Here is a 23,869-nt window from a genome sequence, read left to right on the forward strand (position 1 = left end):
CTATTTGATAGTGTTTAACGCATCACTTAGAGAAACAGTCATGCATTTTGTCCATGTTAAATTGCCCGAAAATACGACAGCGAGGGAGTTCGAAGCATCTGCGGCGTTCTCTTTTTTCGCTTCGTCAACTGCCCAAAAAGCGTCCGACTTTGGAGCTGTTAGGTACGATCTTGAGGTTTTATCTGCGAGAGTGCGAATGTAGGCTTTATACTCGTTAACGACATTCTCGTAGTCTGTAGTAGCTTCATTCTCCATTACGATGGCGCAGCGCCAATGAGACGTCACAGAGAAAATCTTCCTGTTTAGGATGTAGGTGCCCGTGGTCTTATCCCAAATAGCGACATGAATATTGACGTCACCTACAAAGCAGTTCGCGTTGGGGATGTCTCGAAAGTAATCTAACCCTTCTCTGGCCGAGTCTCCCGGTTCAAATAGAAAACCCTTTGGTATGCTAAATAAAAGGTTCCCTTTCACTGAGCGTTCTACGTCAGGTCGTGTGCGACGAATTTCACTTTTATCATAGGTATAAAAAAGTCCATCAAAAATAACAGGATTACCATACTCAAGCTCATGATGCGGTTCATCTACTTTGCACTTAGCATAAACATGGTATTCAGTTCCCATGAGTAACGCGTAGCCGATATTGCCTGTTGGGAGCCGGGTGGAAATTGCAAAGTAGTCACCGATGACATCGATCGAGGTGGACGCCGAACCAAATGCACTTTGTATTTCTTTGGTCAGATCGATAAGTAGCTTCGCCTTCTCGGCAAATTCTGTATTTGGTGACGCCTTTATTAATTCGCAGACTGCTGATATCAAATCTCGTTGCAATAGCAGCCTGTCAGCCTGCGGATATCGCTGTATCAGGTCGGTGACTGTCTGTTTTATCGGCTGTTCCTGGTTAACGATTCCGCTAGCCTCGTTGGTTACGACGACGTGTTGGGACGGCGCCGCACATTGCATCTGCGCTTGCGCGGGCAAACAGAGCAACACAACCACGAACGTCGCGAGTAGGTACGAGAACCTCATTAGGGCGTTCTCCAACTTACGTTCAGCAAACCCTCAATCTATTTCGCGCAACATCTGCAGGATGAGCGGCGCTTTAGATGGCAAGAATGACGCGAAGGACTGGCATTGGCAAGCCCGGACCGGACCGCCCGCGCCCAAATCTCTCGGAGGCCGGCAGTATCGCTCCTTCGGAATCGTCGACTAGGGACGCGTTCTGCCGAGCGACTTTGATCTGAATAGACCAACAACAAGGCTCGCGATGTGAGTTGCCACAAGCACGCCGCATAACTAAATGCGAGAGTGACAGTGGAGTCGATCTAGCCAGACATCCTATTTGTCTGGAGTTTCCCTTGGCGCGGCCGCCGTGGTGTCGGCAGCCCATCTTTCGGTACTTGCTAATCCGCGCCCTCTGTTATCGCCAAATACTGTTCATCGCTCAATGGCTCTTCCCGGGCCGCCTGGGCCCATTTTGATCGGCAGGCGGTATGTCTGGTTTGCCTGCCGATGACCCTGAGAGCAGAATGACCGCTTTCGGCCCAAAATCTGCCGGTCAGCAATGCGCCCCATTTCCGGATGTCGTGGTTGCGCCAGAGGGCGAACATACAGCCAAAGGCCGCCCGTAGAAACAGCCGCAGATGCACGCTCGCATCGGCACCGACGGATTCCCAGCCACAGTAAACGGGGCGCTCATCCTAGGATGAACTGAACGAGTTGCATGCCGAAGATGAGCAGTGCCATCAGCCCCAGGTGAAGCGAAGGGCCCGGCCCGGGATGCTACTCCGTTTCGGTTTCTTTTCGGCTCAATTCAGCGCTTTGGCCTGTTTTCAATTTTGGCCATTCGCACTCTTTGCGCCTCTACCTCAGCTTGAACTACCTCGGACTCCTTGATCGCGGTATCACAAGCTGTGCGAACTAGCTTTGCCGTCTTAAGGACGGAGGCCTTCGTGGTTTTTTGCATCTCAAGGACTCTAACGACATTTCCCAAATTCAGGTGTAGGCGGGCGTTTTTGGCATCTTTGACCTTCTTTTGCGCCGCATTCACCAGGCCGACGATTTTATCCAATTGGCTTCGAGCCCGTTCATTTCGGCGAAAGGTCGCCAGAGCCAAGGCCCGCTCAATATTTTGAAGCTTCAGCAGGTCGGGCTCGTAATCGTCGATTGAGAATTGATAGCGGTAGTACCATCGCAGGAGTTCGGGTTTCGCAATGGTGGCGTAGAGCGCTGCTGCATTCGCCTCGTCCACATCGCGTTTGTCGCTCGTCTCGATGATCTTACCGACTTGCTCGTGGCGCAAGACAAGACAGTTGTCGGCAGTTCCGCAGAGGTTGGCGAGTGAAACCCAAAGCAGCCCTGATGTGCCGCCACGGTTGGACATCTGGGTCGTCAACCCCTCAATTGCCGGCTGGAAACCGATCTTGGTCTTGCATTGCACCAGGCTTAGATCATGCAAATAGTCGGCTGTGGCGATGGCGATCTGCCTAGCCTTCCTGTCGTACGTGATACCGGCCCGCATCGTGTTCCACTCCTCCTCCAATTTCTCGAAGGTCTTGGGCTGATCTGTCGAGCCAAAGGGGTTCAAGGATGAGAGGAACGAGTCGACCGAGTCTTTGGTGGTTTCGCGCAGACCCTCGGCTTGACACCGCGCTTCATCTATGGTGTTCCGCAGGGCGGTCTCAACGCCTTCCGTAGCCTTGGCGATGCTGTCGTCGATCAGCGGCTTCGCTTGTTTGATCAATTCCAGAATTTGAATTCTGATTGCCTCGGGCATCGTTGCGATGAGCTCGCGAGTGGGTCCGTCAAGCCCGGCCACTGCCCGAGCCTCAAAGGAAAGCCCCGCCCTAGGTTCAAAGGGAAGAATTGCCGATGTAGCGTGGCAGACTGAACTAAGAAAAGCGACTGACAAGCCAATATTGATCCAAAAAAGCTTGCGCATGATGACGTCCCCCCGACGAGCTTTATCTAATACGAATACACCAAGAGCCCCAAGTTGGACAGGGAAGCGGACGTGATCGAAATCTCTTTCGAGAACAGTATCCGTGAGTGGTCTGCCGATCTGACTCGAGTTCAGTAGCGCAACCGACGATTTGCGACTACTTTTGCCCCGACCAACAATGCGCCGGGATCAAGGGGCAGCACTGCCGGCTGCTGCCTAAGCGGCTTTGCATTGAACGGCTTGATGTACCGACCGGAAGACTAACGAGCAGGTCGCCAGCGTCGGACGGGTTGAAAGGCTTGTCGTGCTCACCCCGGCTGTCTGTTCCTCCAATGGGGTTGCTTCGAATGGCAGTTTGCCGGTTTAAGCAGCACGAACGGACTGTCGCTCCCTGCCAAAGCTGCCGGACCGGAATGCGCCGCGTGCCGGACATTCCGAACCGACGTTCGATTTCCTAAAAAGCGGACGTTGCCATGAGATCTCTGGCGTCGATCACCGAATGTCCCCTTGCGACGAGAGCCCGGAATTCGTCCCACATACGGATATGACGGCCTGGGTCCCTGCGAAGTGCCTTCGGTACCTCATTCCCATGACGGAATGCTGCCCGGGTGGCGCCGCCATCTGCATTGCGCCACTCAAGATGAGGGTCAGGAATGAACTCAAACCTGTTCGGCGCAGGCACTAACTGAGGCGTCAGACAGATCCATTGATTTTCAATAATGGCGACCGAGTGGAGGATCAGGTCTTCACCATGAGGCAACCATCCAGTGACCTGCCTGCTTTTGCCATCCGGGTCATTGGCAGCTTGCTCACCGCAATTTCGGTGACAGTCATAAGGCACGAAGCCAGTCGCCAAAAGCTCTTCCGCGGGCGGCCGAGAAACAACTACGCGCGGCAGCGCGCTCACCTCCTCATAGGTGGCCGCCTCTATTTTCGATGGCGGGAAGGCCATAGACTCCACGTTTCGTCGGATCAGATTCGCAAGTTCGATGCTCTCGGCGGTTCCCGCTGCCACAGTAGTTGCTTCCTGTTTCATAAAGGGGACCCAATTCGGCTTCGGGCGACAGACTTGATCGTTCGACGCCCCTACCTGCTGCTGCTAATTCAAGAATGGTACCAGATGTTGATGACCGGAGTTAAAAGCAGTCGTCACACAGTCGCAAAAAAGGCACCTCAGGTTGCTGTTAGTCCGCTTTTGAGCGCAGAACTCAGGATGCGGACTTAGGAATCGATCTTGAAGCCTCTCCAATCCGGCTAACAATCATAGCAGAAAGCCGTAATTGCCGAGCAGAAGCCGAATGTATTCGGGGGCTATTTCATAAACCTGCCTTGAAATGAGCGCGCCGTCAGGATGCGCTTGGATGTGCTCACCGCTTTCGACGTCGTAATAGTTGAGAGCGATTTCTGCGGGCCATGGGAATTCTGGCTCAAACGGTACCTCTGCAAACGGATTGAAATAGACCTGAAACCCATCGAGATGGGTTTCACGATGAAACGATGAGTGCTGAATAAGCACATCTGAACCGCCGATCTGATGCTGGCTCTCTCGTCGTTGCGTGAGGAGGTAGTTCAGCGCGGCGAGCTGAGACCGGTGCGTCCCGACTTGCCAGAGCTCCGAACCGGGCGCAAGCCTGTCCTTGTCGATCACCCTGTAACGGGTCGACCGGATGAGCCTATCAATCTTACTTTCAACGACCGCCTTTCCAAAGGTACCGACCGTAGAAAAGAAAACGGCGCTGATCTCTTTGAACGAATCGTTCGTGAAAATTCCCATCTCAACTCGCGCACCCGAAGGCTTCAGGAGAGAGGTTATCTTGTCTTGCTTTCCTAGGTCTGGCCCTTCGAGCAAAGGCGGCGCCAAGCCAAAAAGGACCATGTTGATGAGTTCGTTGTTTTGGGTGAGTGAGAGGTCGCTATCGAAGGGGGCGATTGCAATGACAAAAGGCCGACTGCGCACGTGGCTCATCGAGGAATACGGGTGCTTCTTTCCATTGCTTCCGCGGTAAAGATCCAGCTTGTCCCTGATCTTCCCAGCAAGTTTCAGTGCACCACGGGTTTTGAAATCTTGCTCGTTGAAGGTCTTCTTCTGCTTCTCGGTCGGAGGCTGGTCAGAGACGACAGCCTCTATGTTGAACTCGTGGTTTCCGGGTCCTCGGACGAAGAAATCCGGCGCTGACTTTGAAAAGTCGACACCGCACCCCAAATCGGTCAGCGCTCTGTTCAGATAGAGTTCCCACATCGAGGAATTGAATGTCGTTTGAAATTCGTTGATGAATTTCTGGCTCTCTCCCCTTCGATCCAGCAGGCCTGTCGCCCAGTTTTGAATGATAGGCTGGACCTTTGCGTAGTGAGGGTCGGCCGAGATGCGACGAAAGTAATTGTGGAGCTTTTCTTCCCGGAATCGCGGTGTAAACAAGTCCAACATTCCTGTCCCGTTCGTGTGTTTCGGTCGCGTATCGCGCTGGTCATGCGCCACTATGGGAGCCTTGCTCTGACGATGTTCCTTCTGCAGCTGGAAAGGCAAGAAACCCCCTCTTGGAATCGCTTAGTGCCTATAGAAGCAAAGGTACACTAAACTGCAATGGTAGGCCCGAAGGACTGCCATTGGATCGGGATGGGGAAGGGCATCCTGCATCTTTGTTCTAAATAGCTCCCCATGTCCGCTAAGGGTCGGCTGAAGAACGGCAGCTTCTCGCAACGTACTACCGAAACCGGACGGTTTGGAAACGGCCCAAAAGCCGCCAGTCTGCAACGCGCCTCTTCTAAGCCACTCGCGAGCGCACTCCTCAAAACAAGCCATTCGTTCATCCGACCTAGCACAAGGATACCTAGCCAGATGGAACTCCCTGCGCAGTGCACCAGAGGTACAGCGCGACGCTGGGTTTCTCTTCCCGTTGCATTGCGTCTTCGGCAAGCATTTGTGACGGCGGTGATGACAAACCGCCTCAATTGATGGCCAGTATCATTGTGCGACGCCCAGCCGTTGTGATGCGGGGCAACGTTCGCAACGTGGAACAATCCGACAGCCGGCGAGTTTCTAAGATGAAGGGCGATCTGTTTCGGAGGAAGACAGGATGAAACGCGTCCTTGCCCAAAATGGGGTGCGACTGATGTTGGGGGGCGTGGCCGCCTTTCTGCTCACCGTCGCCGAGATTCCCAACCCGATTACCCCGTTGTCGCTTGTGGCCAACGCGAGGGCTGCCACCCAGGTTTCGATCAGCATATTCTACGAAGAATTGTCTTCCCATGGTGATTGGGTTTCGTACCACGGCGCGTCCGTTTTCGTGCCAGTTGATGTACCTGACGATTGGCGTCCATATACCGTTGGACACTGGGCCTATACCGAGCAGTATGGCTGGCTGTGGGTATCCGACGAACCATTCGGCTGGGCGACCTACCATTACGGCCGGTGGGGCTATGCCGACGACATCGGCTGGTACTGGGTTCCGGGCACCCGTTGGGCGCCAGCATGGGTGAGTTGGCGTCGTGACAGGGAGCACATGATTTGGGCTCCGCTGCCGCCGCGCCGCGATCCGGATTTGATTTCAATTGAGGTGACTTTCGACACGACGCCTGATTATTACTGGGTTGTGGTCCCCACCCGCGAATTCCTTGCTGCCGACATTTCTACCGTCGTTGTCCGTGATGAGCCGGAGTTTGTGCGCATCGTGGAGGCGGCCGAGCCGGCCGGCGACGTGACGTTCCAGAACAACGTGGTTATCAACAAAATCATTGATGTCGATGTGATCGAAAAAGAGACGAGCCAGAAGGTGACTACCGTCAAGGTCAGCAAGACCGACGCGCTAGAGCAGTCCGGCAAACTGGAAAACAATACGGTCGCTGTCTTTGAGGGGGAGGTGAAAGCCGACACCAAGGCCAAACCCGCCAAGCTCAAAGACATCGACGAGGTGAAGCAGGTTCAGGCTGGCCGGAAATCCAAGCCGACCGAAGGCGCTTCAACGACCGAGCAGGCTAAGCCCGAAGAAACGACTAAGCCTGAGGAGCCGAAGGTCAGTGAGCAGCCCGCCGCCGAGCAGCAGCAGGCCGAGCCGGAGCAAGCGGCCAAGCCTCAGAAGCCGAAGGCCAAGGAGCAACCCGCGGCCGAGCAGCAGCAGGCCGAGCCGGAACAGGCGGCCAAGCCTCAGAAGCCTAAGGCCAAGGAGCAGCCCGCGGCCGAGCAGCAGCAGGCCGAGCCGGAACAGGCGGCCAAGCCTCAGAAGCCGAAGGCCAAGGAGCAGCCCGCCGCCGAGCAGCAGCAAGCCGAGCCCGAGCAGGCGGCCAAGCCCAAGCCACAGAAGCAAAAAAACAAGGCGTGCGATCCGCAGAGTGACGCGAACTGCTAGCTGTGCGCGGCACCGCAATTATTCCATCGCGGTGCCGCTGAACGGGAATGCGCGGCAAGCTGCGAACCCTCGCCACTTTCCTTCGCTGCCGCCTGCTCTGCTCTAGACCGGCTGGAAGCGCAGAACCCCGTCAACGAACACAGGGTGGACATGCAACCTGAAGAGGGTGAGACATCACCTCGCCCGAGACTATTTCGAAAGGCCTGACATCTGCCGAGACAAACCTAGGATGGGTACAGAGGTCGTTATCCAGAAACCACCATGAGCAGCCGCGGTGCCGACTTTATATACAAATGGATTTCCGAACATATGCCGGAAGGACCAACCGACGACCCGGGCCGGCTTGTGACCGATATGGCAGACCAGGCCCTGCGGGCCGCCGCCGTCGAAGGCATCCCAATTCAGGAGATCGATGAAGAGATCGGTAGCGTTTATGAAGCGATCATCCACGCCGTTGAACATCGCGACGGCGGTCTCGCGGATTAAAGATGTTGTGGGTGCCGAAGGCGGTTCGCGGTCGCGACAGGGCTGCAGATATGGACTATTGAGTTTTGGGCAGGCGCCGGCAACGCGCCTGTCTTTCCAACCGATTCGCCAGTGTCTGAAATTTCTAAATTAGCTGCGCCTTATGGAACTTTGGTGCGGGCTTTTCATTTTCATCCGCATGCGAGCCTCTGTGATCCAAAGCGTCGGGACGGGAGTGAACGCGTCGCCGCGCTACTCGCTGGTCCTGCCGATATATAATGAAGAACAAGTGCTGCCCCGACTGATCGAACGGATCAGATCACTAATCAGTCGGCTGGACGGAGAGACCGAGGCGATTTTTGTCGATGACGGTAGTCATGACGGCAGCGTCAAATACCTTCGGCGGGTGGTCACCGCCGAACCTCGCTTCCGGCTTATCGAGCTTTCCCGTAATTTCGGACACCAGATTGCGATCACGGCAGGCATGGATGCTGCTGCGGGGGATGCCGTCATCGTCATGGATGCCGACCTGCAAGATCCACCGGAGGTCGTTCTTGATCTCGTGGCAAAGTGGAAGGAAGGTTTCGAGATCGTGTACGCCCGCCGTGTCAAGCGCGAGGGCGAATCGTGGTTCAAGCGGCTTAGCGCCGATCTTTTCTACCGTGTCCTGGAGAAGATGACGGCGGTCAACATCCCGCGCAACGTCGGGGACTTCCGCCTGGTCGGCCGCCATGCGCTGGATGTCTTCAGACACATGCCTGAACATGATCGCTTCGTCAGAGGCATGTTCGGCTGGATGGGCTTCAAGCAAGCGGCGGTGCCATTCGAACGCCCTCCGAGGACCATCGGCCAGACCAAATACCCTTTCTGGAAGATGATGCACCTTGCCGTTCACGCCGTTGTCAGCTTCTCGGAAAAGCCGCTCCACTTTGCGCTTTGGGGCGGATCGGCGATTTCCGCACTTGCCCTGACCTTTGGCGCTTACGCCGTGTTCGCCTGGATTTTTGAAACCGGCGTCATTGCCGGCTGGACGTCGACCGTGGTGATCGTATCGTTTCTGTGTGGCATCAATCTTTTCATGACCGGCGTGGTCGGCCTCTATGTCGGTAGTATCCACGCCGAGGTGAAACGCCGCCCTCTTTACGTGATCAATCGGCTTACCGGCTTCGACGAGCCGATGCCTGCCTTCGCTGGTGGGCGCCGGAGATCATTTCGCAAGCCCAAGAACGGAGTCGCTCCCGGTGGCCGAACTCTTCGACAGCTATAGATGCAGTTATGCAGAGACGATCGATGGGTCGATCCGCTTTTCCGGACTCAAGCACGATTTCTTTTTGGCTGCAAAGGCCGACCTGCTGCGGCGCCTAGTCTCCGAGCGAGGACTTCGTCGCCCGGGAGCCATGATGCGGGCGCTTGATGTGGGCTGCGGTGTCGGTTCGCTCCATCCTTATCTAGACGGCGCTTTCGATTGCCTGGATGGCTGCGACGTCTCGCAAGGGTCGATCCAGCGCGCCAGCGAGGACAATCCGGGCGTCGTCTATAGGACATGCACCACGACGGGCCTGCCTTATGACGACTGCGTGTTCGACTTGGCTTTTGCCAGTTGTGTTGTTCATCATGTTTCGCCCGCATCCTGGGTCGATTTTTTTCGCGAGATGCGACGGGTCGTGCGGCAAGGCGGCGTCGCCTGCATCATCGAGCACAATCCCTATAATCCGCTGACGCGTCTGGCGGTGCTCCGGTGTCCGTTCGACCAAGACGCGGTCCTGCTCAACGCGGTCAGAGCAGCGGCCCTCTTTCGACAAGCAGGCTTTAGGGAGGTTCGATCCGAGCACTTCCTGCTGCTCCCGTCGACCGGCGGGTTCGCCAGACAGGTTGAGCGTGCCCTGGCGCTGCTGCCGCTTGGAGCCCAGTATGCGTGTAGCGGGCGTGTCTGAGCATCGATCTGCCGGCGGCGGCACCCTAAAGCTTCTGGCCCGCTTCGGCCTGGTCGGCATCGCCGCCACAATCCTGTACGCCGCCTTGGCAACCGCCTTTGTCAAATCGGAACGGTTCGGCTTCAGCCCCGTCCGGGCGTCCCTTGCAGCTTACGCAGCCGCGGCGTTGTTTTCCTATCTCGCGCACAGGTCAGTAACCTTCATGTCGCGGGGGTCGCACAGATCAGAGGCTCCGCGTTTTCTCTTGCTGGCGGCGACCGGCTTGGCGATCGCCTATGGCGCGCCGGCGCTTTTGACGACGAAGCTGGGCCTGCCCCTCATCTTTCCCATCATGATTACCTGCTTGCTTGTACCCGGGATCAATTTCGTCGTGCTCGACCGATGGGTCTTTGCGGAACACATTCCCGATCAGACCGGCGATGGCTGATACGCAATCCGCCAGAAAGATTCGTTCTAAAAACACCGTTTCACGGTAACGTGAACTGCTCCAAAGCCGCTTGCTGAATCACGGCCAACGCAAGGAACGATCTCATGCAGATAATTTTGACCAGGACGACGTGACGATCAGTGATGTGCCCTCTACGCAGGGTGGTGATCACCGAATGGTTTGTCGCCGCAGACAAGCCCTAATTTCATTAATCTTCCGTTCCGAAGGGAGCCCTGCGTCCGTACCGATCAGCCGTTCGAGGCGAACGACGCGCAAAAGAAAACGTGACCCCGGCGGACGCTGCGCAGTGCCGCCATCCCGGCGACTAATGATCTCGAGCCCGCGGCGCTCTACCCTATCGCGATTGGCTGCCGGCCAGCGGCGAGGAGGCACGCGACGGCTGTCCTCCATCCGGGAGGTGCAGGCACATGAGATGATCACGGAACTGTTGTGCTGCTGAAATAGGGCAACTCCAGAAAGTTGTGAAGCGGTGTTTCCGTCCGGAATTGCGTTAAATAAAGAGTTAGAGCACTTCACCGTTTGCACAAAACGATGAAGTGCTCTCTAGCCGGCGTCGAGCCGAAACGATACCAATTTAATGGCGCGTTTATAGATCTTGCTGGCGGCTGGGCTTGGCGGAATCCCGTCGCGATAATCGAAAGTCACTTCGAGTACCTTTGCGCTAGCAAAAGCTGTGTGCGGGATCGCGAACGAGATCGTCGTCGGGTCTTTGCTCGACAGTGTTACCTCGTGTACGCGAACTCCGTTCACCGAGATGATTACCCTTTGGGTGGTCTGTGGTGGACGAATAACGGCGGACATTTGTAGCGTTGCCGTAAGCTCGTCGCTAAGCGAAGGTATTTCCAGTCTCAACCGAGAGGTCTCGCCCAGCGAATGCGTTCCGTCGGCTACCGGGCCTGACCAACCGCAGACCATCATGCCGGCTGCTTGTTTGGCGCCGTCGGATCGAAACGATACCGTCTGGCCAGGAGTGTAGCTGCCAACCGCATCGCGATTGAGGCACGTCGTCGTGCGATCGATGTAATAGGCCCGATAATCGGCGTTGACATCTGGATCGAGGGCGAGTGCGAGGATGATGATCTCGGACACGGCCAGAACCAACGCCAGCGCGTAGCCGCGAGTCGAGCCAGCACGGCCATAGAGTGACAGGCTGTCAGACCAGGGCAAGATAGCCTCCAATCCACGCCAAAGTCATGAAATAAGATGCGCTCAGGAAAAGAGCCAAAATCACCAGATAGGTCAGTTTCGATACCGACAGCAGCTCGGCAATCAACATCAGCAGCGGCGCGAGCCCAATGACGTATCTAACCATGGAAGCCAGGTTGGTGATCAACGGCAGGATGATGCTGCTCGCACAGAAGAGCGCAGCGCCATATCGCCTCCGGGACGCCAGAACGACCGATAGGGTCAGCCCTATCATCGCTGCGAGCGCGCTCCATTGCGGCGCCGTGGGCAGCCAGCCTTTTGTCGGAACAGCAGCGAGACCGTCCCATAGAAAAAGGAGCGGATCGCCAGCAACCCGCCCAAACGCGCGCTGGACGTGCAAGAACGCAAACCCATCCCCGACAGTGAGATACAAAAGAGCATGTAAGCAAACAAGCCGGCGGGCGAGATGAAGATAGCTACGAGCATATCCGGACGACCAAGCACCCATCGCGGGAAAGATACCGCCGACCCGCCCTGCTGGCGGTGCTGCTCGAACATTTGGATGACCATTGCAAACACAGCAAGGACCCCGACCAGCCTCGTTGCCGACAACAAAGCGCATGTAACGCCAGCCGCCAGGTAGTTGGAGCGCTTGAGTGCCAAAAAGACGCACGACGTCAGGAGCACGAAAAGCGGTTCGGTAAGGAACGTGGTGAAGTGGAAGGAGAACGGGCCGCTAAGCAGAAAAGCGCAATACAGTATGTAAGCGCGCACGTTCTTCTCCAGAAGTGGCCATGCCACAAGGCAGGCGGCGTAGCTGCATGCCATCGAGGTGATCGTCGCGATCAGAATCGTGGAAAAAGGGAAAGCAAACCGAAGGGTCGTCACGAGCATGGGATACAATGGAAAGAAGCCCCAGCGTCCGACGTTGCTTTGGCCTGGAATAGGAAAACGCTCGTAGCCGTGTTCGGAAATGTCCACATACCACGCGCAGTCCCACCTGCAGAGCCCACGCGCATAAGCTTCGAAGCCTGGTACTGCCGAGACTGAATGGAATGCAGCATACCGAATGACAAGCCCGCTGATCATGAACAGGAGCGGAACCGAAGCGGCGATGACCCAAAGGCGACCGCCAGTGTTTGCGTGGGCCAAGTCTCCAAGCGCCAGTTCTGTCTCCACAGGTGAGGCGGCCACACTCTGCGATGGCGAGCCTGGGTTCGCCTGCTCGATGGCGCTGATGCCAGCCATAAAACCGGTCCCTCGAAAGCATCAAGATCATCAACCAGACTTGAAGCCCCGTCTGCGACTGAACTTAAGGATCAACGATGCCGCGCCGCTTCGGTTCCTTCTGCAGGAGGTCGTTGGGTCAGGTCGATCGATCACACCAGCCGAGGAAGGGAGCGATATTCGCGCTTCGACGGCACCGTTTCCTTGCAACGGGCGGCCTTCTTCATCGACATGCATGGCTCAGTGGGCGGCCGGGCCGCGCTGGGCACCCCTCCGGTAACGGGCGCCTTGAAGGCGATCTCGCCATCCGCCAAGCCTTTGAGTGTCAGATCCGCTTCTTGGCAGTCGCACGAGATTGTAGGCGGCGGCGCTGAATATGAAGGCCCATCCGACGCGGTCGCGGCCGCGAGACCTGGTTTTGTGCTGGCCGGCCACGGCCGACTTCTAGGGCCGACGTTAGGCGGAAAGCTGCCGCTCACGTGGCGGACGCGGGTTCGCGCCCAACGTCGGCCTTGAGCAGACCATAGCCGCTACCAGGGCCTAGGTCAAATCGCGCCATTGACACTCAGGCACACCGTTGTTTGAAGTAGGAGCCTGTGCCATCAAGACCCCGTTCGGGTAAGGCGCTAACGTTCTCGATGGCGGTAGGGCTGGCGACGTTAGATTGTGCTTGATGCCTTTGGCTTCCCGCACGAGGGCGGACCAACTTGCTCCTAGCAGCCCTATTAACTCCAGGCTTGCGGCTCCGTGGTGTCGGTTTCTTCGATAAGCCTTTGGACAAGGCGACGCTCGGGCTCAGACATCATGCTGCCTAGGATCCTTCCCAACCGCTCGCAGACCCCTTCCTAACTATAACATTTGATACAAGTTCCCACCTAAGTGGCTGTTTTTGTGAGGGGCCATTGCGTTCGAAGCCGCAGACTCCGGATCACAGCCTGCTATCCCCAGAATAACATATGTTATTATGCGAGGAACATTCGAGGCCTGCGGCCGTTGAATTACTGAGCAATTACTCACGGGGCAGGGCTTTCAATGCCGTCGGGTTCCGTCCTGATCGTAGAGGATGAGAGCATGATCCTCTTAGACATCGAGAACTCCCTCCGCGAGGCCGGGTTCGAGGTGATCGCCGTCTTAAAGGGCCTTGAAGCCATTGCGACTTTTGATCGTGAGCCTGAGCGAGTTGCGGCTCTGCTGACAGATATCAGACTTGGAGACGGCCCTACCGGGTGGGATGTGGCCCGGCACCTCCGAGCCGCCAATCCTACCATGCCAGTGATATACATGAGTGGCGATGGCGCGGACGACTGGCCGTCGCTTGGCGTACCCAACAGCCTGATGATCACCAAGCCGTTTGTTATGCCGCAGATCATTACCGGGCTGGCAACTCTCCTCAATCAACAAGGAGTGGACCAACTCCCAGCCTCAGAATAGCTGCGGCTGGTAGCTAGCTGTTTGATCCCGAGCTCGAAGGAGAGGTGCTCAATGTCAGGCCGCGGTGAAGGGACCTTTCGCGACGGCGAGGGCCTGATTTGCGGCGCCCCACCGACTCTAAGGCAGTATCTTCGGCTGCTCGGCAAATAAGACATCTCGAGCGCGCTACCCCTTGCCTGAAAACCGGAACGGCCGGTTACCGAATGGCTAGTTATCCAGAACCAATCTGACTTTCTGGGCGAGAGCTTGGAGGGTAGCGGGTTTCTGCAGGAGTTGAACGTTTGAATCGATGATCCCATTGCGAACTATGGCATCACGTGCGTAACCGGACGTAAAGAGCACCCTCAAGTCAGGCCGCAATTCAACGGCAGCATCCGCAAATTCCCGACCGTTCATTCCGGGCATGACAACATCCGTCAGCAGCAAGGAAACGTCTCCTCGATCCTCAAGAATGCGCAGGCCTTCCACCCCATTCTCAGCAGAAATCACCGAATAGTCGAGATCCTCGAGCATTTGCATTGTCAGTTGTCTTACACTCGCCTCGTCCTCGACGACGAGGATCAATTCCTCTGGCTTGCCATTGGCAACGTCTTGGCTGTTCGCCCGCCGTGCTCCATCGGCGGGACCATTGTGCCTTGGCAACCAGATGCTGATGGTAGTCCCCACCCCCAGTTTTGAATCGATGTTGACATAGCCACCGGACTGCTTGACGAAGCCAAACACCTGACTCAGCCCAAGGCCGGTTCCCTTGCCGACACCTTTGGTGGTAAAAAACGGCTCGAAGGCTCTTTCCAGAACCTCCGCGCTCATACCCGAGCCCGTGTCCCTCACCGCAATAAGGACGTAGGGGCCGGGGGAAATGCCATGATCTGCAGCAACCGACTGGTCGACCAGGAGTGCAGAGGTTTCGATGGTCAGGGTTCCGCCCTGCGGCATGGCATCGCGAGCGTTGACCGCCAGATTGACGAGGACATTTTCGAGTTGACTGGGATCAGCGAGCACTGCACCGTCATCGGATTGCACGACCGTATTAAGTGTTACGTGCTCGCCCAGCGTCCGGCGCAAAAGCTCCGACATATCCTGCACCATCCGGCCGACGTCGAGGGATTCAGGGGAAAGCGGCTGCTGCCGGGAAAAAGCCAGTAGCCTTTGCGTCAGCATGGCAGCTTTGTGGGCACCCTCGGTCGCGGCTGCGATCAGTTGGTGCACGCCAGGCTCGCCGCGGTCGACGCGCCGCTGGATCAAGTTGAGTCCTGAGATGACAACTCCCAGCATGTTGTTGAAGTCGTGCGCGATACCGCCCGTGAGTTGCCCCACCGCCTCCATTTTCTGGCTTTGGCGCAGCTGATCCTCCAAATTCCTGCGGACGTTGATGTCGCGCCCGGCGGCGTAATATTGGTTGTTTCGCGGCATAAATTGCCAACTGTACCAGATGAACCTGCCATCATTGGCACGCATGCGTAAGTCGAGGTCGCGAACCACAACCCGGCTATCCGATAGTGAGAGCCGTGTCACAGCCGCAACATCTTCAGGATGAACGAAATCCTCGAAAGCCTTACCCTCGACCTCGCTTTCGTCCAAGCCGAGATGCTCGGTCCAGGCCGGATTCACACTTTGGCACTTGAGGCCGAAATCCGTTACGACGAAAAGATCCTGGCTGACGCGCCAGATCATATCGCGCTCACCGGTTGCGTCAGCTACCCGTTGCTCCAATGTCTCATTCAGGGTCTTCAGCTTCAGTTGTGAGGACAGGCGATCTGTTACATCGCGCAAAAAGGCGGTGGTGAATTGCTTGGCGCCACCTGACCAACGGCTAATCGAAGCTTCGAGATGGCGCGTCGACCCGTTGCGCCGCTTCACGGAAACTTCTCGATGAACTATTTGCTGCCCTGAGCGACTGGCGTCGTGCAATTGCGACCACCGGTCGCCTTCCACGAACAGACGGGCGCTCGGCTGACCGGCAAGCGATGCCTTGTCGATTTCGAAGAGCACCTCGGCCGCCGAATTGGCTCCCTGGATTGCCCCGGTGTCATCCAGGGTAAGAATGGCTTCCGCGGCGCTTTCCATGACCGCATCATAACGGGCATTCTGCCGTTGGCGCAGCACCGCTTCCCGCCGCATCGCCCCCGTCACATCCGAAATCTGAATAAGGCATTCATACGCACCTATCGCCCCGATTGGTCGGATGGAAATGCTATGGATCAGCGGCTGGCCCGCTCGCGTCCGCAACCCTAGCAGGGCTGGGTGGAGTGTAGGGGTCAGCAGGCTGGAGGCCCCGGCTTCCAAAGCCTCGTTTACCGCGACGAGGATTGGGCCGAGCGGCCGGCCGGGAAAAAGCTCCTCCATTGATTTTCCGGTCGCCTCGGTCGTCCGTATATTGCTGGCTGCGGCGATCCAGGCATTCCAGGCGGTCACTTGCCTTTGATAACCGAGCACGATTATACCGCAATCGAGTGCATCTAATATCGGCGTCGAATTATCGTGAGAAGTGTTCAACATGGCACTATTTATCGGTCCCACCGATCCGCTCAATAAACTCGCACAAGAGGCCCTTCAAAACCGCTAGGGAAGGCATGTCCATCAGCATAGCAATGTAGCCCGTGATGTCATTGTCCTTGACGGTGAAGTTTATGTAGAGAAACAGCACGACCTCGCCGGGTAGGGGCGGCGGCGCCAGATTGAAGAAGTCGGTTCCAGTGCCTCGAATGACCTCAGGCAAGGAGACGCGAAGACTACGGCGCAACAGGTTGGCGATGGTGGCAAGGCAACTGTTGAGAATGATGTTGCCCGTCTCTGCGAGTGCTTCCTGTTCAAGGTCGATGATGTCTTCCAATGAATGGTCCGGACCGGCTACAGCACGCACAAGTTCGAGACTTCGCTCCTCCGGGAAAATAAGCAGCGCGCGACCAGTGATATCACCTTCGAAAACCTGGTGAACGGCAACCAGACGGTCCATCTCGCGTTCGTCCAAGATATCGATGGCTTGCTGCCTGCCGACGAGGTTGATTCTTGGGACCGACAGGAACACCTGTCGTCCAACCATCTCGCGGAGATTCTTGGCGGCTCGGCTGACGGCGATGTTCACCAGTTCAGTGAGGGCATCCCTCTCCAGTTCCTCCAAGACAAGGTCGGCCGGAGTTATCATTGATCGTCCTGATCAACGGGAGTGTCTGGTTTGCCGAGAAACGCAACCAGGTCCGGGCCATTCACTGGCTTGGTCAGGAAGGAAGCGCCCAGCGCCTTTGCACCCTCGACGATTTCGTGCTGCTGATTAGCGGAAATCAGTGCCAATCGCATTGACGGATCCTGGGCACGAAAGTCCGCCGCCAAGGCAAGCCCATCGCGGCCGGGCATATTGTAATCCATCAACACGATATCAGCCGCGAACTCACTCGCCAGTTGAAGCGCCTCATCAGCGTTGCCGGCCTCTTTGCGCACCCATGTCGGATAGTTCTTGGCGAGAATCTTGACCAAGGCCATTCTCGCAAGCTTGCTGTCGTCGACGATCAAAACGTTCATTACGACCTTCATTTCAGCTGGGGTTAGGGATATCGCATAAAAGGCAATAATTGTGAACTAGCGGCCATGCACTGCCGTGAAGCCCCGATGAAAAAAGCTTTCGAGAAATGGCGAGCCCGCCGGCCCAATGACCCTCACGCGGGCCGCCATCAGGACTTGCAGAACGGCAGCATGGATCTTGGTGCACTTCCGCCAGTCAACCAAGGTGTTGCCTGACTCAACCAGCATTGCCAGCAGGGTTTCGCTGTCTTCTAAAGTGCAGTCACCCTCAAGCCGGATCGATCCGTCGCTGGGGTCGGAAATGACGGTCATTTCAGCAAAGCCTCCACATCGAGAACAAGCATGACGCGGCCATCACCCAAAATTGTGACGCCTGCAACGCCTTCTACACCCGCGAGCACCCCTCGATGGGCCTCATCAGTATATCCATTGTCTCCCCGACATCATCGACCTCTATCCCGCACATGTCGTTCCCGACCAGGACGACTAGGACTTGGAAATCGTCGGCGATCGTTTCCGACGGCGTTTCGCCAAGCGTCGCCGCAAGACTAACGAGCGGGATGGTATGGCCGCGATGCCCGAACACGCGCGCGGCGCCAACCATCGAGACATCACCGCGCGAAAGTCGACGGGTTTCGATGACTTTCTCAAGCGGAACGCCAAAAGCTTGTTTGACCACTTCCACGGTGACGAGGGGCGTCATCAGGATGGAGTAGGGCAGGGTGAATTTTGCGATCGTCCCGCTTCCGGGCTTCGTCTCAATGCCAACCGATCCGCCGAGCGCCTCGATCGCCGATCGCACCGCGTCCATCCCAACACCACGGCCGGAGACCGTGTTGACAGTTGCGGCTGTCGAGAACCCCGGATTGAACAGCAATTCCAACGCATCGTCATCGGAAAGCGAGGCGAACCCGGTCGTCAGGCCGCGTTCTGCGGCAACCCTTCGAACTCTCGCGAAATCCACACCTCGACCATCGTCTTCCACCTCAACGACAATGCTGTCGCCGACTTTCGCTGCACGCAGGCAGATCGTGGCATGCGGTGGCTTCCCCGTCCTGATGCGCTCGTCCGCCGGTTCCACACCATGGTCGATTGCATTGCGAACAACATGCATAATCGGCTCTCCAAGAGCCTCGACGATGGTCTTGTCGGCTTCGGTGTTCTCCCCTTCTGTCACGAGAACCACTGACTTACCTGTTTCGGTCGCAAGGTCTCGCACTAAGCGCTGAAACCTCTGGAACACCTGTCGCATGGGCAAGACACGGATGCTCAAGACAGAACGCTGCAACTCACCGACCAACCTCTCCAGTCGGGATTGTTGTTCCTCCAACACGGCCGCCAAATCCGCCGAAGGAGTTCCACTCCGGGCTAGGGTTGCGGCATGCGTTATGGCATTCTTGGCAACCGACAGTTCGCCGGCCAAATTCACTAAGGCATCAATGCGTTCGACGCTCACCCGCAGTGAACGGGCCGCATTTGAGTTCGGGATGGCGAGGCGGGAATCCCGGTTCACGGAGAATTCGAGGACTTGGGCATCGTCTCCCAAAACCCGGTCGATCAGGAGGACGAGAGCTTGTCGTCCCTCTGGATCGTCCGCGTCCGGCACACTACTATCGTAGCGTTCCAGCGCATCCTTGTGCCGGACGCTGCGAGCCAGGATGTTCATCACCACGCGCCGCGCGGCGCCTACGCGGCCGGCCAGACCTGTGGTCGCGACCTGGGAAAGGAGTTGGGACTGCGCTTCGAGCACCAGCCGCGCCATCCGGCTAAGTCCTGCGCGCTGATCGGGGACGGCAGAAGAAAGCTCGCGGATCTCGAGGAGGCTCGAAGAGTCCGAGCTTATCGCTTGGGTATGGCGCAGCAAAGCGTCCTTCGGGGCAGAGGACAACGCTGTGAAGAGCAGGTTGCACTCGAAGGGATCACCTTCCCTCAACGAAGGCCAGACATGAACCTGTTCCACATGAAGAGCTAACAGGCCAGGCAGGCCGGCAACCAACGCAAGGGGATCTTCGCCGCGAAAGAAGCACTGTGGATCGGGCTGGAACAACAACCCGGTTGAGGCTCGGGCTGCGACATCATGGTTGGCGTTCAAAAGAGATGTCAGCCACCCCGTCGCCAATAAAGCGGCCGGGCTCTTCCCCGGAGGTTCTTCACATAGTGCCGCTTGCAAGCGGCGGACCATCTCATCCGCGGTCGACCCTGCATCCTCCGGGACAATTCCCTTTACCTCAATGCCATCGAGCCAGCCGGTGACTTGATCCAATGCCCAGAGACAGTTGCCGATATCCGCAGTGCTTAACGTCCTCGTACCGGTCCGGGCGGAAGCGAGCAGTTCCTCAGCCGCGTGCAGACCCCTCGCCATATCTGGAAAATCGACGATGCCGGCCCCGCCCTTGAGGGTGTGAAACGACCGAAAAGCACTGTCCAGCCTAGTGTGATCGCCTGATTCACCTTCGAGCGCCAGAAGATCCAGTGTAGCCTGCTGCACAGACTCGCGGCACTCCACCAGGAACTGCTCAAGAAGTTCAGTCATGGGTTGATCCGGCAAGCAAGGCAACGAGCTCCAACAGGTCCTGCCCAGCGACGGGCTTGGCGGCGTAGAAGTTCGCTCCGGCAATTTGGGCAGCTCGCAGGTCATGGAGCCCGGCTTCCGTACTGATGATGAGCACGGGGGTGGACGCAAACGGTTCGCCGCGTTGCCGAAGCACCCTTACAAAGCTGAGGCCATCCATGACCGGCATGTTGATGTCCACGATCAGAAGGTCGACGATCTCGAACCCAAGCAGCTGCTCCAAGGCTTCCACCCCGTTCAAAGCCTCGAACACCTCATAGCCCGCTGGCTCCAGCACGCTTCGATAATACAGGCGCACGAGAGCTGCGTCATCGACCACCAGGACGCGATGGAGGGTAGGTTTGCTCACCGCCCGACCTCTGGTTTCTGATAGACAATACCATCTTCGAACCGACGGATTTCGAACAGCGGAGAAATACGGCTCATCGACTCCGTGTGGCCAAGGCAAATGTAGCCGCCGGGCAAAAGGCTTTCATAGAGGTTGTCTGCAGCAATGCGACGCGAAGCGTCGTCGAAGTAGATGAGGACGTTTCGGCAAAAAATGACATCGAATTGGCCGTGGTGCCTGGTCTCGTTAGATTCTATTAGATTGACACTGGAAAATTGCACCGACTCTCTCAACTCGTCGATAAGCCGCCACCGATCGTCGGCTTCTTGGTGAAAGTAACGGTCGATGACTTGGGCCGGCAAGCGCATCAGTGCGCGCTTGCCATAAAAGCCGCGCTTGGCAGCGGCAAGCGCTTCGGTATCGATATCTGAGCCGCAAATCTCGATGCTGTAGGCGTCGACCAGCGGCCACTTGTCCAAAAGCCACATCGCAATCGAATAGGGTTCTTCCCCAGTCGCGCAAGGTACCGACCACAAACGCAACTGGTCCTTCCCATAGCCGGCTGCGATTCTTTCACGCAGCAAATCCTTCGTGAGACACCGAAATTGATGATCTTCCCGGTTGAAATAAGTCTCATTGACGGTAAAGGCGTTGACGAACTTCTCGATCTCACCCTCGGCATCAATACGAAGTTTGGCGAAATACCTTTCGAAAGAAGGAGAGGCGGTTGCGTTTGCACGATCAGCAATCCGGCGCTCTATGTAATAGCGCTTGGATACCGAATAGACCATGCCGGTGCGTCGATAGAGGAAGTCTCCCAGTCGACGGATCTCTTCGTCCGTGATCTTGATCACTGAGGGGCGTTCCGCGCCCCGATCCGGAGGGCCGCGGTTTTGGCGGCGAAATCCAAAAAGGGATCCGAGGGAAAACGCGCGGCGCAGTGAAGCAACAAGGCAACGTGGTCAAGCGCCGCCACCTCCGCCACGACGTCGATCGCGGCACCGCAAACGCTGCCATTGCAATCATTAGCCAGGAGGGGAACCAGCAAATCAATGACCGTTGAAGGCTGCTGCGCGCGAACGAGTTCGCAGGCGAGGATGCGAACGTCGGGCTCCGGGTCACTGAGCAGTCCGGTCAACCGCGGCAGGAGCTGATCTTGCAATGCGCGCAAGGCGTCTAGTGCCCCGGTGCGCAAGCGGGCATCGTCGGATCGTAGGTATTGCAGAGCAACGTCGACGCTTGCCGCATTGGCTGATCGCATAAGGGCTGTAAACAAAGCCTGCAGCACGCCATCAACCGCTTCACTCTGAATCGCGCTGGAGATCACAGCGGCGTTGTCAGAGGTGACAATAAACTCGCGAGCCGCCGCTCGCCTTTCCTCACTGTTCCGACTCAGCAACGAAGAAAATGCATCCGTGGGCGATGCGTCGCGGATCCCGGCTTGGTTGGGAAGCTCTTTGCGGATCAGAGGCAAGGCACAACCTTCATCAATTGCCGGGCTATCTCGGGTAGCGGCAGAATCCAATCTGCACCACCGCCCTTGACCAATTCCCCGGGCATCCCCCAAACCACTGCGGTTTCTTCCGCTTCGGCGATCGTCGTTCCGCCTCGCTCGTGCAGGAGTTTCATAGCACTGGCGCCGTCATTGCCCATTCCGGTCATGAGAATACCGATAAGGTCGCTGGGAGGTATTTGTTCCATGGCACTTCGAACAAGCCGGTCGGCGCTTGGATGCCAGGGATAGTCGACCTGGGACGGGACATTCATGGCAAAGACGACGCCTCCTCGGCGCGATACAATCATGTCCGCCCCACCCCGCGCAATGTAAGCGACACCAGGCACGACTTCCGTAGGGCGGGTAACCTCCACGATCTCGATGGCGCTCAGGCTGTTCAAACGTTTGGCCAGTGCGCCCGTGAAGGATTCTGGCATGTGCTGAGCAACCAAAATTGGCCAGGAGAACGATGCTGGCAGCGCTCCGACAACAGCCTCCAGTGCTGGCGGCCCTCCGGTCGAAACGCCGATGAGCACCAGCCCATTTACCCCAGTTTTTACAATGGGTTCTTTTGACGCTATTGGGGCGGGATGGGGACTTGTCGGCAGCGTCTGCCCTATACGGTGGCGTATACGTTCCTGCAATCGCAGCGTGGGTTTGATGCCGGTGACGGCGGCGGTTCGAATCTTGTCGAGCAGATCGTCTTTCATCTGATCAACGCGTAAGGACAATGTTCCCGAGGGCTTAGCAACGAAATCGAATGCGCCGAGGCGAAGCGCTTGCAGGGTCTCATCGGCGCTCTGTGATGTCACCGACGATACCATGACGACCGGGGTCGGCCTTTCCAGCATGATACGATCAAGGCACATAAAGCCGTTCATCTGCGGCATGTGGACATCGAGCGTGACCACATTGGGGCGGAAGGCGTGCAGGCGCTCCAGTCCTTCGGCGCCATTTCGAGCGGTTTCAACTTGGAATTCGGATGCGTCCGACAGCATTCCGGCAAGCAGCTTTCGAACGAGGGCAGAGTCGTCGATGATCAGAACCTTGATCAAGTCTGCAGCTTGGTTTGAAAAGAGTCCAAAAAGGTGCGCTCGGCACGCGTGAGCAGTTCGGTTGGATCAAGCAGCATGAGGATGCGAACGCCTTCATCCAGGCTGACGATCGACTGGATCAGGCGCGTAGTTTCTCCCGCCAGATCCGGCGCCCGAGCGAGCGCTGATGCATCGACGCCCAAGACTTCCGAGACGCTGTCGACGATGATGCCGGCGCGGTGGGAACCGGATTTGACCACAATCAGACGCGTCCGGCCACCATTCTCAAGCGGAGGCATGTCGAAGCGCTTCCGCTGATCGATGACAGGCAGCACCTCGCCGCGCAGATTGATGACCCCTTCAAGAAATTTGGGTGTCTTTGGAACCCGCGTCACACTCTCCGGCACCAGTGCAACTTCCTCGACGGCCTCAATGGGCAAGGCGAATTCGCCGGCGCCAAGTTGGAAGGCGAGCAGCTTGATCTCGTCGCGCTTTGAACCTTCTGTCGATGCGGAGCCGTCTCGCGCCGGAGCTTGCACATGACCCAGACCACGCATGGTTTCCTCGCTGAGCAACAAATCCGGGTGCAAGACCGAAAGCAGCCGGCTATCCGCCTCGCTCCGATAGATTGCCTTGACCTTGGCCTCGCCGCCAATTCTGGCTGCCATAATCGGCGGCACGGGTTCCAGCCTCAGAGGATCGATGGCGATGCTCTGCTTGACAGCGTCGACAACGACGCCGACCGCGGTGCCGCGGACATACGCGACGATGACCTTCTCATTTCCCTGAAGCTCGTTAGCGAGGCCAAACAGTGCTCTTAGGGACAAAATTGGCAGCAGTCCGTCACGGAAAGATATCAAACCAGGGACCTGCGCATCCGCGCCCGGCAGAGAAGTCAGGCCTCGGGGATATTGAAGACCTCCTGCACCACGGCAAATGGAAATGCGTAATCCTGCCCATCCACTACGAACGTTGCGAGCATTTCT

At 57.2% G+C, this 23,869-nt stretch carries 24 protein-coding genes; 6 read left to right on the forward strand and 18 right to left on the reverse strand.

Annotation, left to right across the window (positions count from 1 at the left end; translation table 11 throughout):
• The 4 genes from NLY44_RS27195 to NLY44_RS27210 form a co-directional block, all read right to left on the reverse strand.
• Complete coding sequence (locus NLY44_RS27195) at nt 1-999, reverse strand: hypothetical protein (protein WP_156941075.1); 999 nt, start codon at nt 997-999, stop codon at nt 1-3.
• Nucleotides 1,000-1,813: 814 nt separating this feature from the next.
• Nucleotides 1,814-2,941: a hypothetical protein gene (locus tag NLY44_RS27200; RefSeq protein WP_286455986.1), complete on the reverse strand. Its 1,128-nt coding sequence runs from the start codon at nt 2,939-2,941 to the stop codon at nt 1,814-1,816.
• Nucleotides 2,942-3,395: 454 nt separating this feature from the next.
• Nucleotides 3,396-3,977 (reverse strand): hypothetical protein, encoded by a 582-nt coding sequence (locus NLY44_RS27205; RefSeq protein ID WP_023817030.1) that lies wholly within the window; start codon nt 3,975-3,977, stop codon nt 3,396-3,398.
• 225 nt (nt 3,978-4,202) lie between these two features.
• Nucleotides 4,203-5,465, reverse strand: a complete 1,263-nt coding sequence (locus NLY44_RS27210) for a hypothetical protein (protein WP_023817031.1) — start codon at nt 5,463-5,465, stop codon at nt 4,203-4,205.
• Nucleotides 5,466-6,015: 550 nt separating this feature from the next.
• Between NLY44_RS27210 and NLY44_RS27215 the strand changes: the two genes are divergently transcribed.
• The 5 genes from NLY44_RS27215 (at nt 6,016) to NLY44_RS27235 (ending at nt 10,110) form a co-directional block, all read left to right on the forward strand.
• Complete coding sequence (locus NLY44_RS27215) at nt 6,016-7,284, forward strand: DUF6600 domain-containing protein (RefSeq protein WP_156941074.1); 1,269 nt, start codon at nt 6,016-6,018, stop codon at nt 7,282-7,284.
• Nucleotides 7,285-7,545: 261 nt separating this feature from the next.
• Nucleotides 7,546-7,770, forward strand: coding sequence for a DUF768 domain-containing protein (locus NLY44_RS27220; RefSeq protein WP_023806853.1), 225 nt, complete (start codon nt 7,546-7,548; stop codon nt 7,768-7,770).
• Nucleotides 7,771-7,948: 178 nt separating this feature from the next.
• Entirely contained in the window at nt 7,949-9,016 is a 1,068-nt protein-coding gene (locus tag NLY44_RS27225; protein WP_196814948.1) for a glycosyltransferase family 2 protein, read from the forward strand.
• Nucleotides 8,991-9,683, forward strand: a complete 693-nt coding sequence (locus tag NLY44_RS27230) for a class I SAM-dependent methyltransferase (protein WP_023806851.1) — start codon at nt 8,991-8,993, stop codon at nt 9,681-9,683. The genes NLY44_RS27225 and NLY44_RS27230 overlap by 26 nt, the downstream gene beginning before the upstream one ends.
• Nucleotides 9,661-10,110, forward strand: a complete 450-nt coding sequence (locus NLY44_RS27235; protein WP_023806850.1) for a GtrA family protein — start codon at nt 9,661-9,663, stop codon at nt 10,108-10,110. The genes NLY44_RS27230 and NLY44_RS27235 overlap by 23 nt, the downstream gene beginning before the upstream one ends.
• 564 nt (nt 10,111-10,674) lie before the next feature.
• Here NLY44_RS27235 and NLY44_RS27240 read toward each other — a convergent pair.
• Genes NLY44_RS27240 through NLY44_RS27250 form a run of 3 tightly spaced genes read right to left on the reverse strand, consistent with a single transcriptional unit; the run spans nt 10,675 to nt 12,525 of the window.
• On the reverse strand, nt 10,675-11,298 hold the full coding sequence (locus NLY44_RS27240; RefSeq protein ID WP_023817035.1) for a hypothetical protein: 624 nt from the start codon (nt 11,296-11,298) through the stop codon (nt 10,675-10,677).
• On the reverse strand, nt 11,285-11,551 hold the full coding sequence (locus NLY44_RS27245) for a hypothetical protein (protein WP_286456007.1): 267 nt from the start codon (nt 11,549-11,551) through the stop codon (nt 11,285-11,287). Before NLY44_RS27245 ends, NLY44_RS27240 begins: the two co-directional genes overlap by 14 nt.
• Entirely contained in the window at nt 11,548-12,525 is a 978-nt protein-coding gene (locus tag NLY44_RS27250) for a putative hexosyltransferase (protein ID WP_286456012.1), read from the reverse strand. The genes NLY44_RS27245 and NLY44_RS27250 overlap by 4 nt, the downstream gene beginning before the upstream one ends.
• Before the next feature lie 1,011 nt (nt 12,526-13,536).
• On the opposite strand from NLY44_RS27250, the gene NLY44_RS27260 reads away from it, so the two are divergent.
• A complete protein-coding gene (locus NLY44_RS27260; RefSeq protein WP_023806847.1) occupies nt 13,537-13,935 on the forward strand; it encodes a response regulator in 399 nt (132 codons plus the stop codon).
• Between the two features lie 207 nt (nt 13,936-14,142).
• Here the strand turns inward: NLY44_RS27260 and NLY44_RS27265 are convergent, their stop codons facing one another.
• The 11 genes from NLY44_RS27265 to NLY44_RS27310 are packed head-to-tail and all read right to left on the reverse strand — an operon-like array spanning nt 14,143 to nt 23,827.
• The gene (locus NLY44_RS27265; RefSeq protein ID WP_286456022.1) at nt 14,143-16,434 is read right to left on the reverse strand and encodes a PAS domain-containing hybrid sensor histidine kinase/response regulator family protein; all 2,292 of its coding nucleotides are present in this window, start codon (nt 16,432-16,434) and stop codon (nt 14,143-14,145) included.
• Nucleotides 16,435-16,438: 4 nt separating this feature from the next.
• Nucleotides 16,439-17,080, reverse strand: coding sequence for a chemotaxis protein CheX (locus NLY44_RS27270; protein ID WP_023807121.1), 642 nt, complete (start codon nt 17,078-17,080; stop codon nt 16,439-16,441).
• Nucleotides 17,077-17,454, reverse strand: a complete 378-nt coding sequence (locus tag NLY44_RS27275) for a response regulator transcription factor (RefSeq protein WP_050588969.1) — start codon at nt 17,452-17,454, stop codon at nt 17,077-17,079. Before NLY44_RS27275 ends, NLY44_RS27270 begins: the two co-directional genes overlap by 4 nt.
• Nucleotides 17,455-17,511: 57 nt before the next feature.
• The gene (locus NLY44_RS27280; protein WP_023807123.1) at nt 17,512-17,766 is read right to left on the reverse strand and encodes a hypothetical protein; all 255 of its coding nucleotides are present in this window, start codon (nt 17,764-17,766) and stop codon (nt 17,512-17,514) included.
• Nucleotides 17,763-17,855, reverse strand: a complete 93-nt coding sequence (locus NLY44_RS33045) for a chemotaxis protein CheW (RefSeq protein ID WP_353654450.1) — start codon at nt 17,853-17,855, stop codon at nt 17,763-17,765. The genes NLY44_RS27280 and NLY44_RS33045 overlap by 4 nt, the downstream gene beginning before the upstream one ends.
• Nucleotides 17,840-19,987, reverse strand: coding sequence for a chemotaxis protein CheA (locus NLY44_RS27285; protein ID WP_286456033.1), 2,148 nt, complete (start codon nt 19,985-19,987; stop codon nt 17,840-17,842). Before NLY44_RS27285 ends, NLY44_RS33045 begins: the two co-directional genes overlap by 16 nt.
• A complete protein-coding gene (locus tag NLY44_RS27290; RefSeq protein ID WP_023807125.1) occupies nt 19,980-20,375 on the reverse strand; it encodes a response regulator in 396 nt (131 codons plus the stop codon). The genes NLY44_RS27285 and NLY44_RS27290 overlap by 8 nt, the downstream gene beginning before the upstream one ends.
• Nucleotides 20,372-21,208, reverse strand: coding sequence for a CheR family methyltransferase (locus tag NLY44_RS27295; RefSeq protein WP_023807126.1), 837 nt, complete (start codon nt 21,206-21,208; stop codon nt 20,372-20,374). Before NLY44_RS27295 ends, NLY44_RS27290 begins: the two co-directional genes overlap by 4 nt.
• Nucleotides 21,205-21,828, reverse strand: a complete 624-nt coding sequence (locus tag NLY44_RS27300) for a HEAT repeat domain-containing protein (protein WP_023807127.1) — start codon at nt 21,826-21,828, stop codon at nt 21,205-21,207. Before NLY44_RS27300 ends, NLY44_RS27295 begins: the two co-directional genes overlap by 4 nt.
• The gene (cheB, locus tag NLY44_RS27305; RefSeq protein WP_023807128.1) at nt 21,819-22,904 is read right to left on the reverse strand and encodes a chemotaxis-specific protein-glutamate methyltransferase CheB; all 1,086 of its coding nucleotides are present in this window, start codon (nt 22,902-22,904) and stop codon (nt 21,819-21,821) included. The genes NLY44_RS27300 and cheB overlap by 10 nt, the downstream gene beginning before the upstream one ends.
• Nucleotides 22,901-23,827 carry a chemotaxis protein CheW gene (locus NLY44_RS27310; protein WP_353654469.1) on the reverse strand — a complete coding sequence of 309 codons (927 nt, stop codon included), beginning with the start codon at nt 23,825-23,827 and terminating at the stop codon, nt 22,901-22,903. Before NLY44_RS27310 ends, cheB begins: the two co-directional genes overlap by 4 nt.
• Between the last annotated feature and the right edge of the window lie 42 nt (nt 23,828-23,869).

This window comes from Mesorhizobium sp. C089B, assembly GCF_030323125.1.
Taxonomy (GTDB): Bacteria; Pseudomonadota; Alphaproteobacteria; order Rhizobiales; family Rhizobiaceae; genus Mesorhizobium.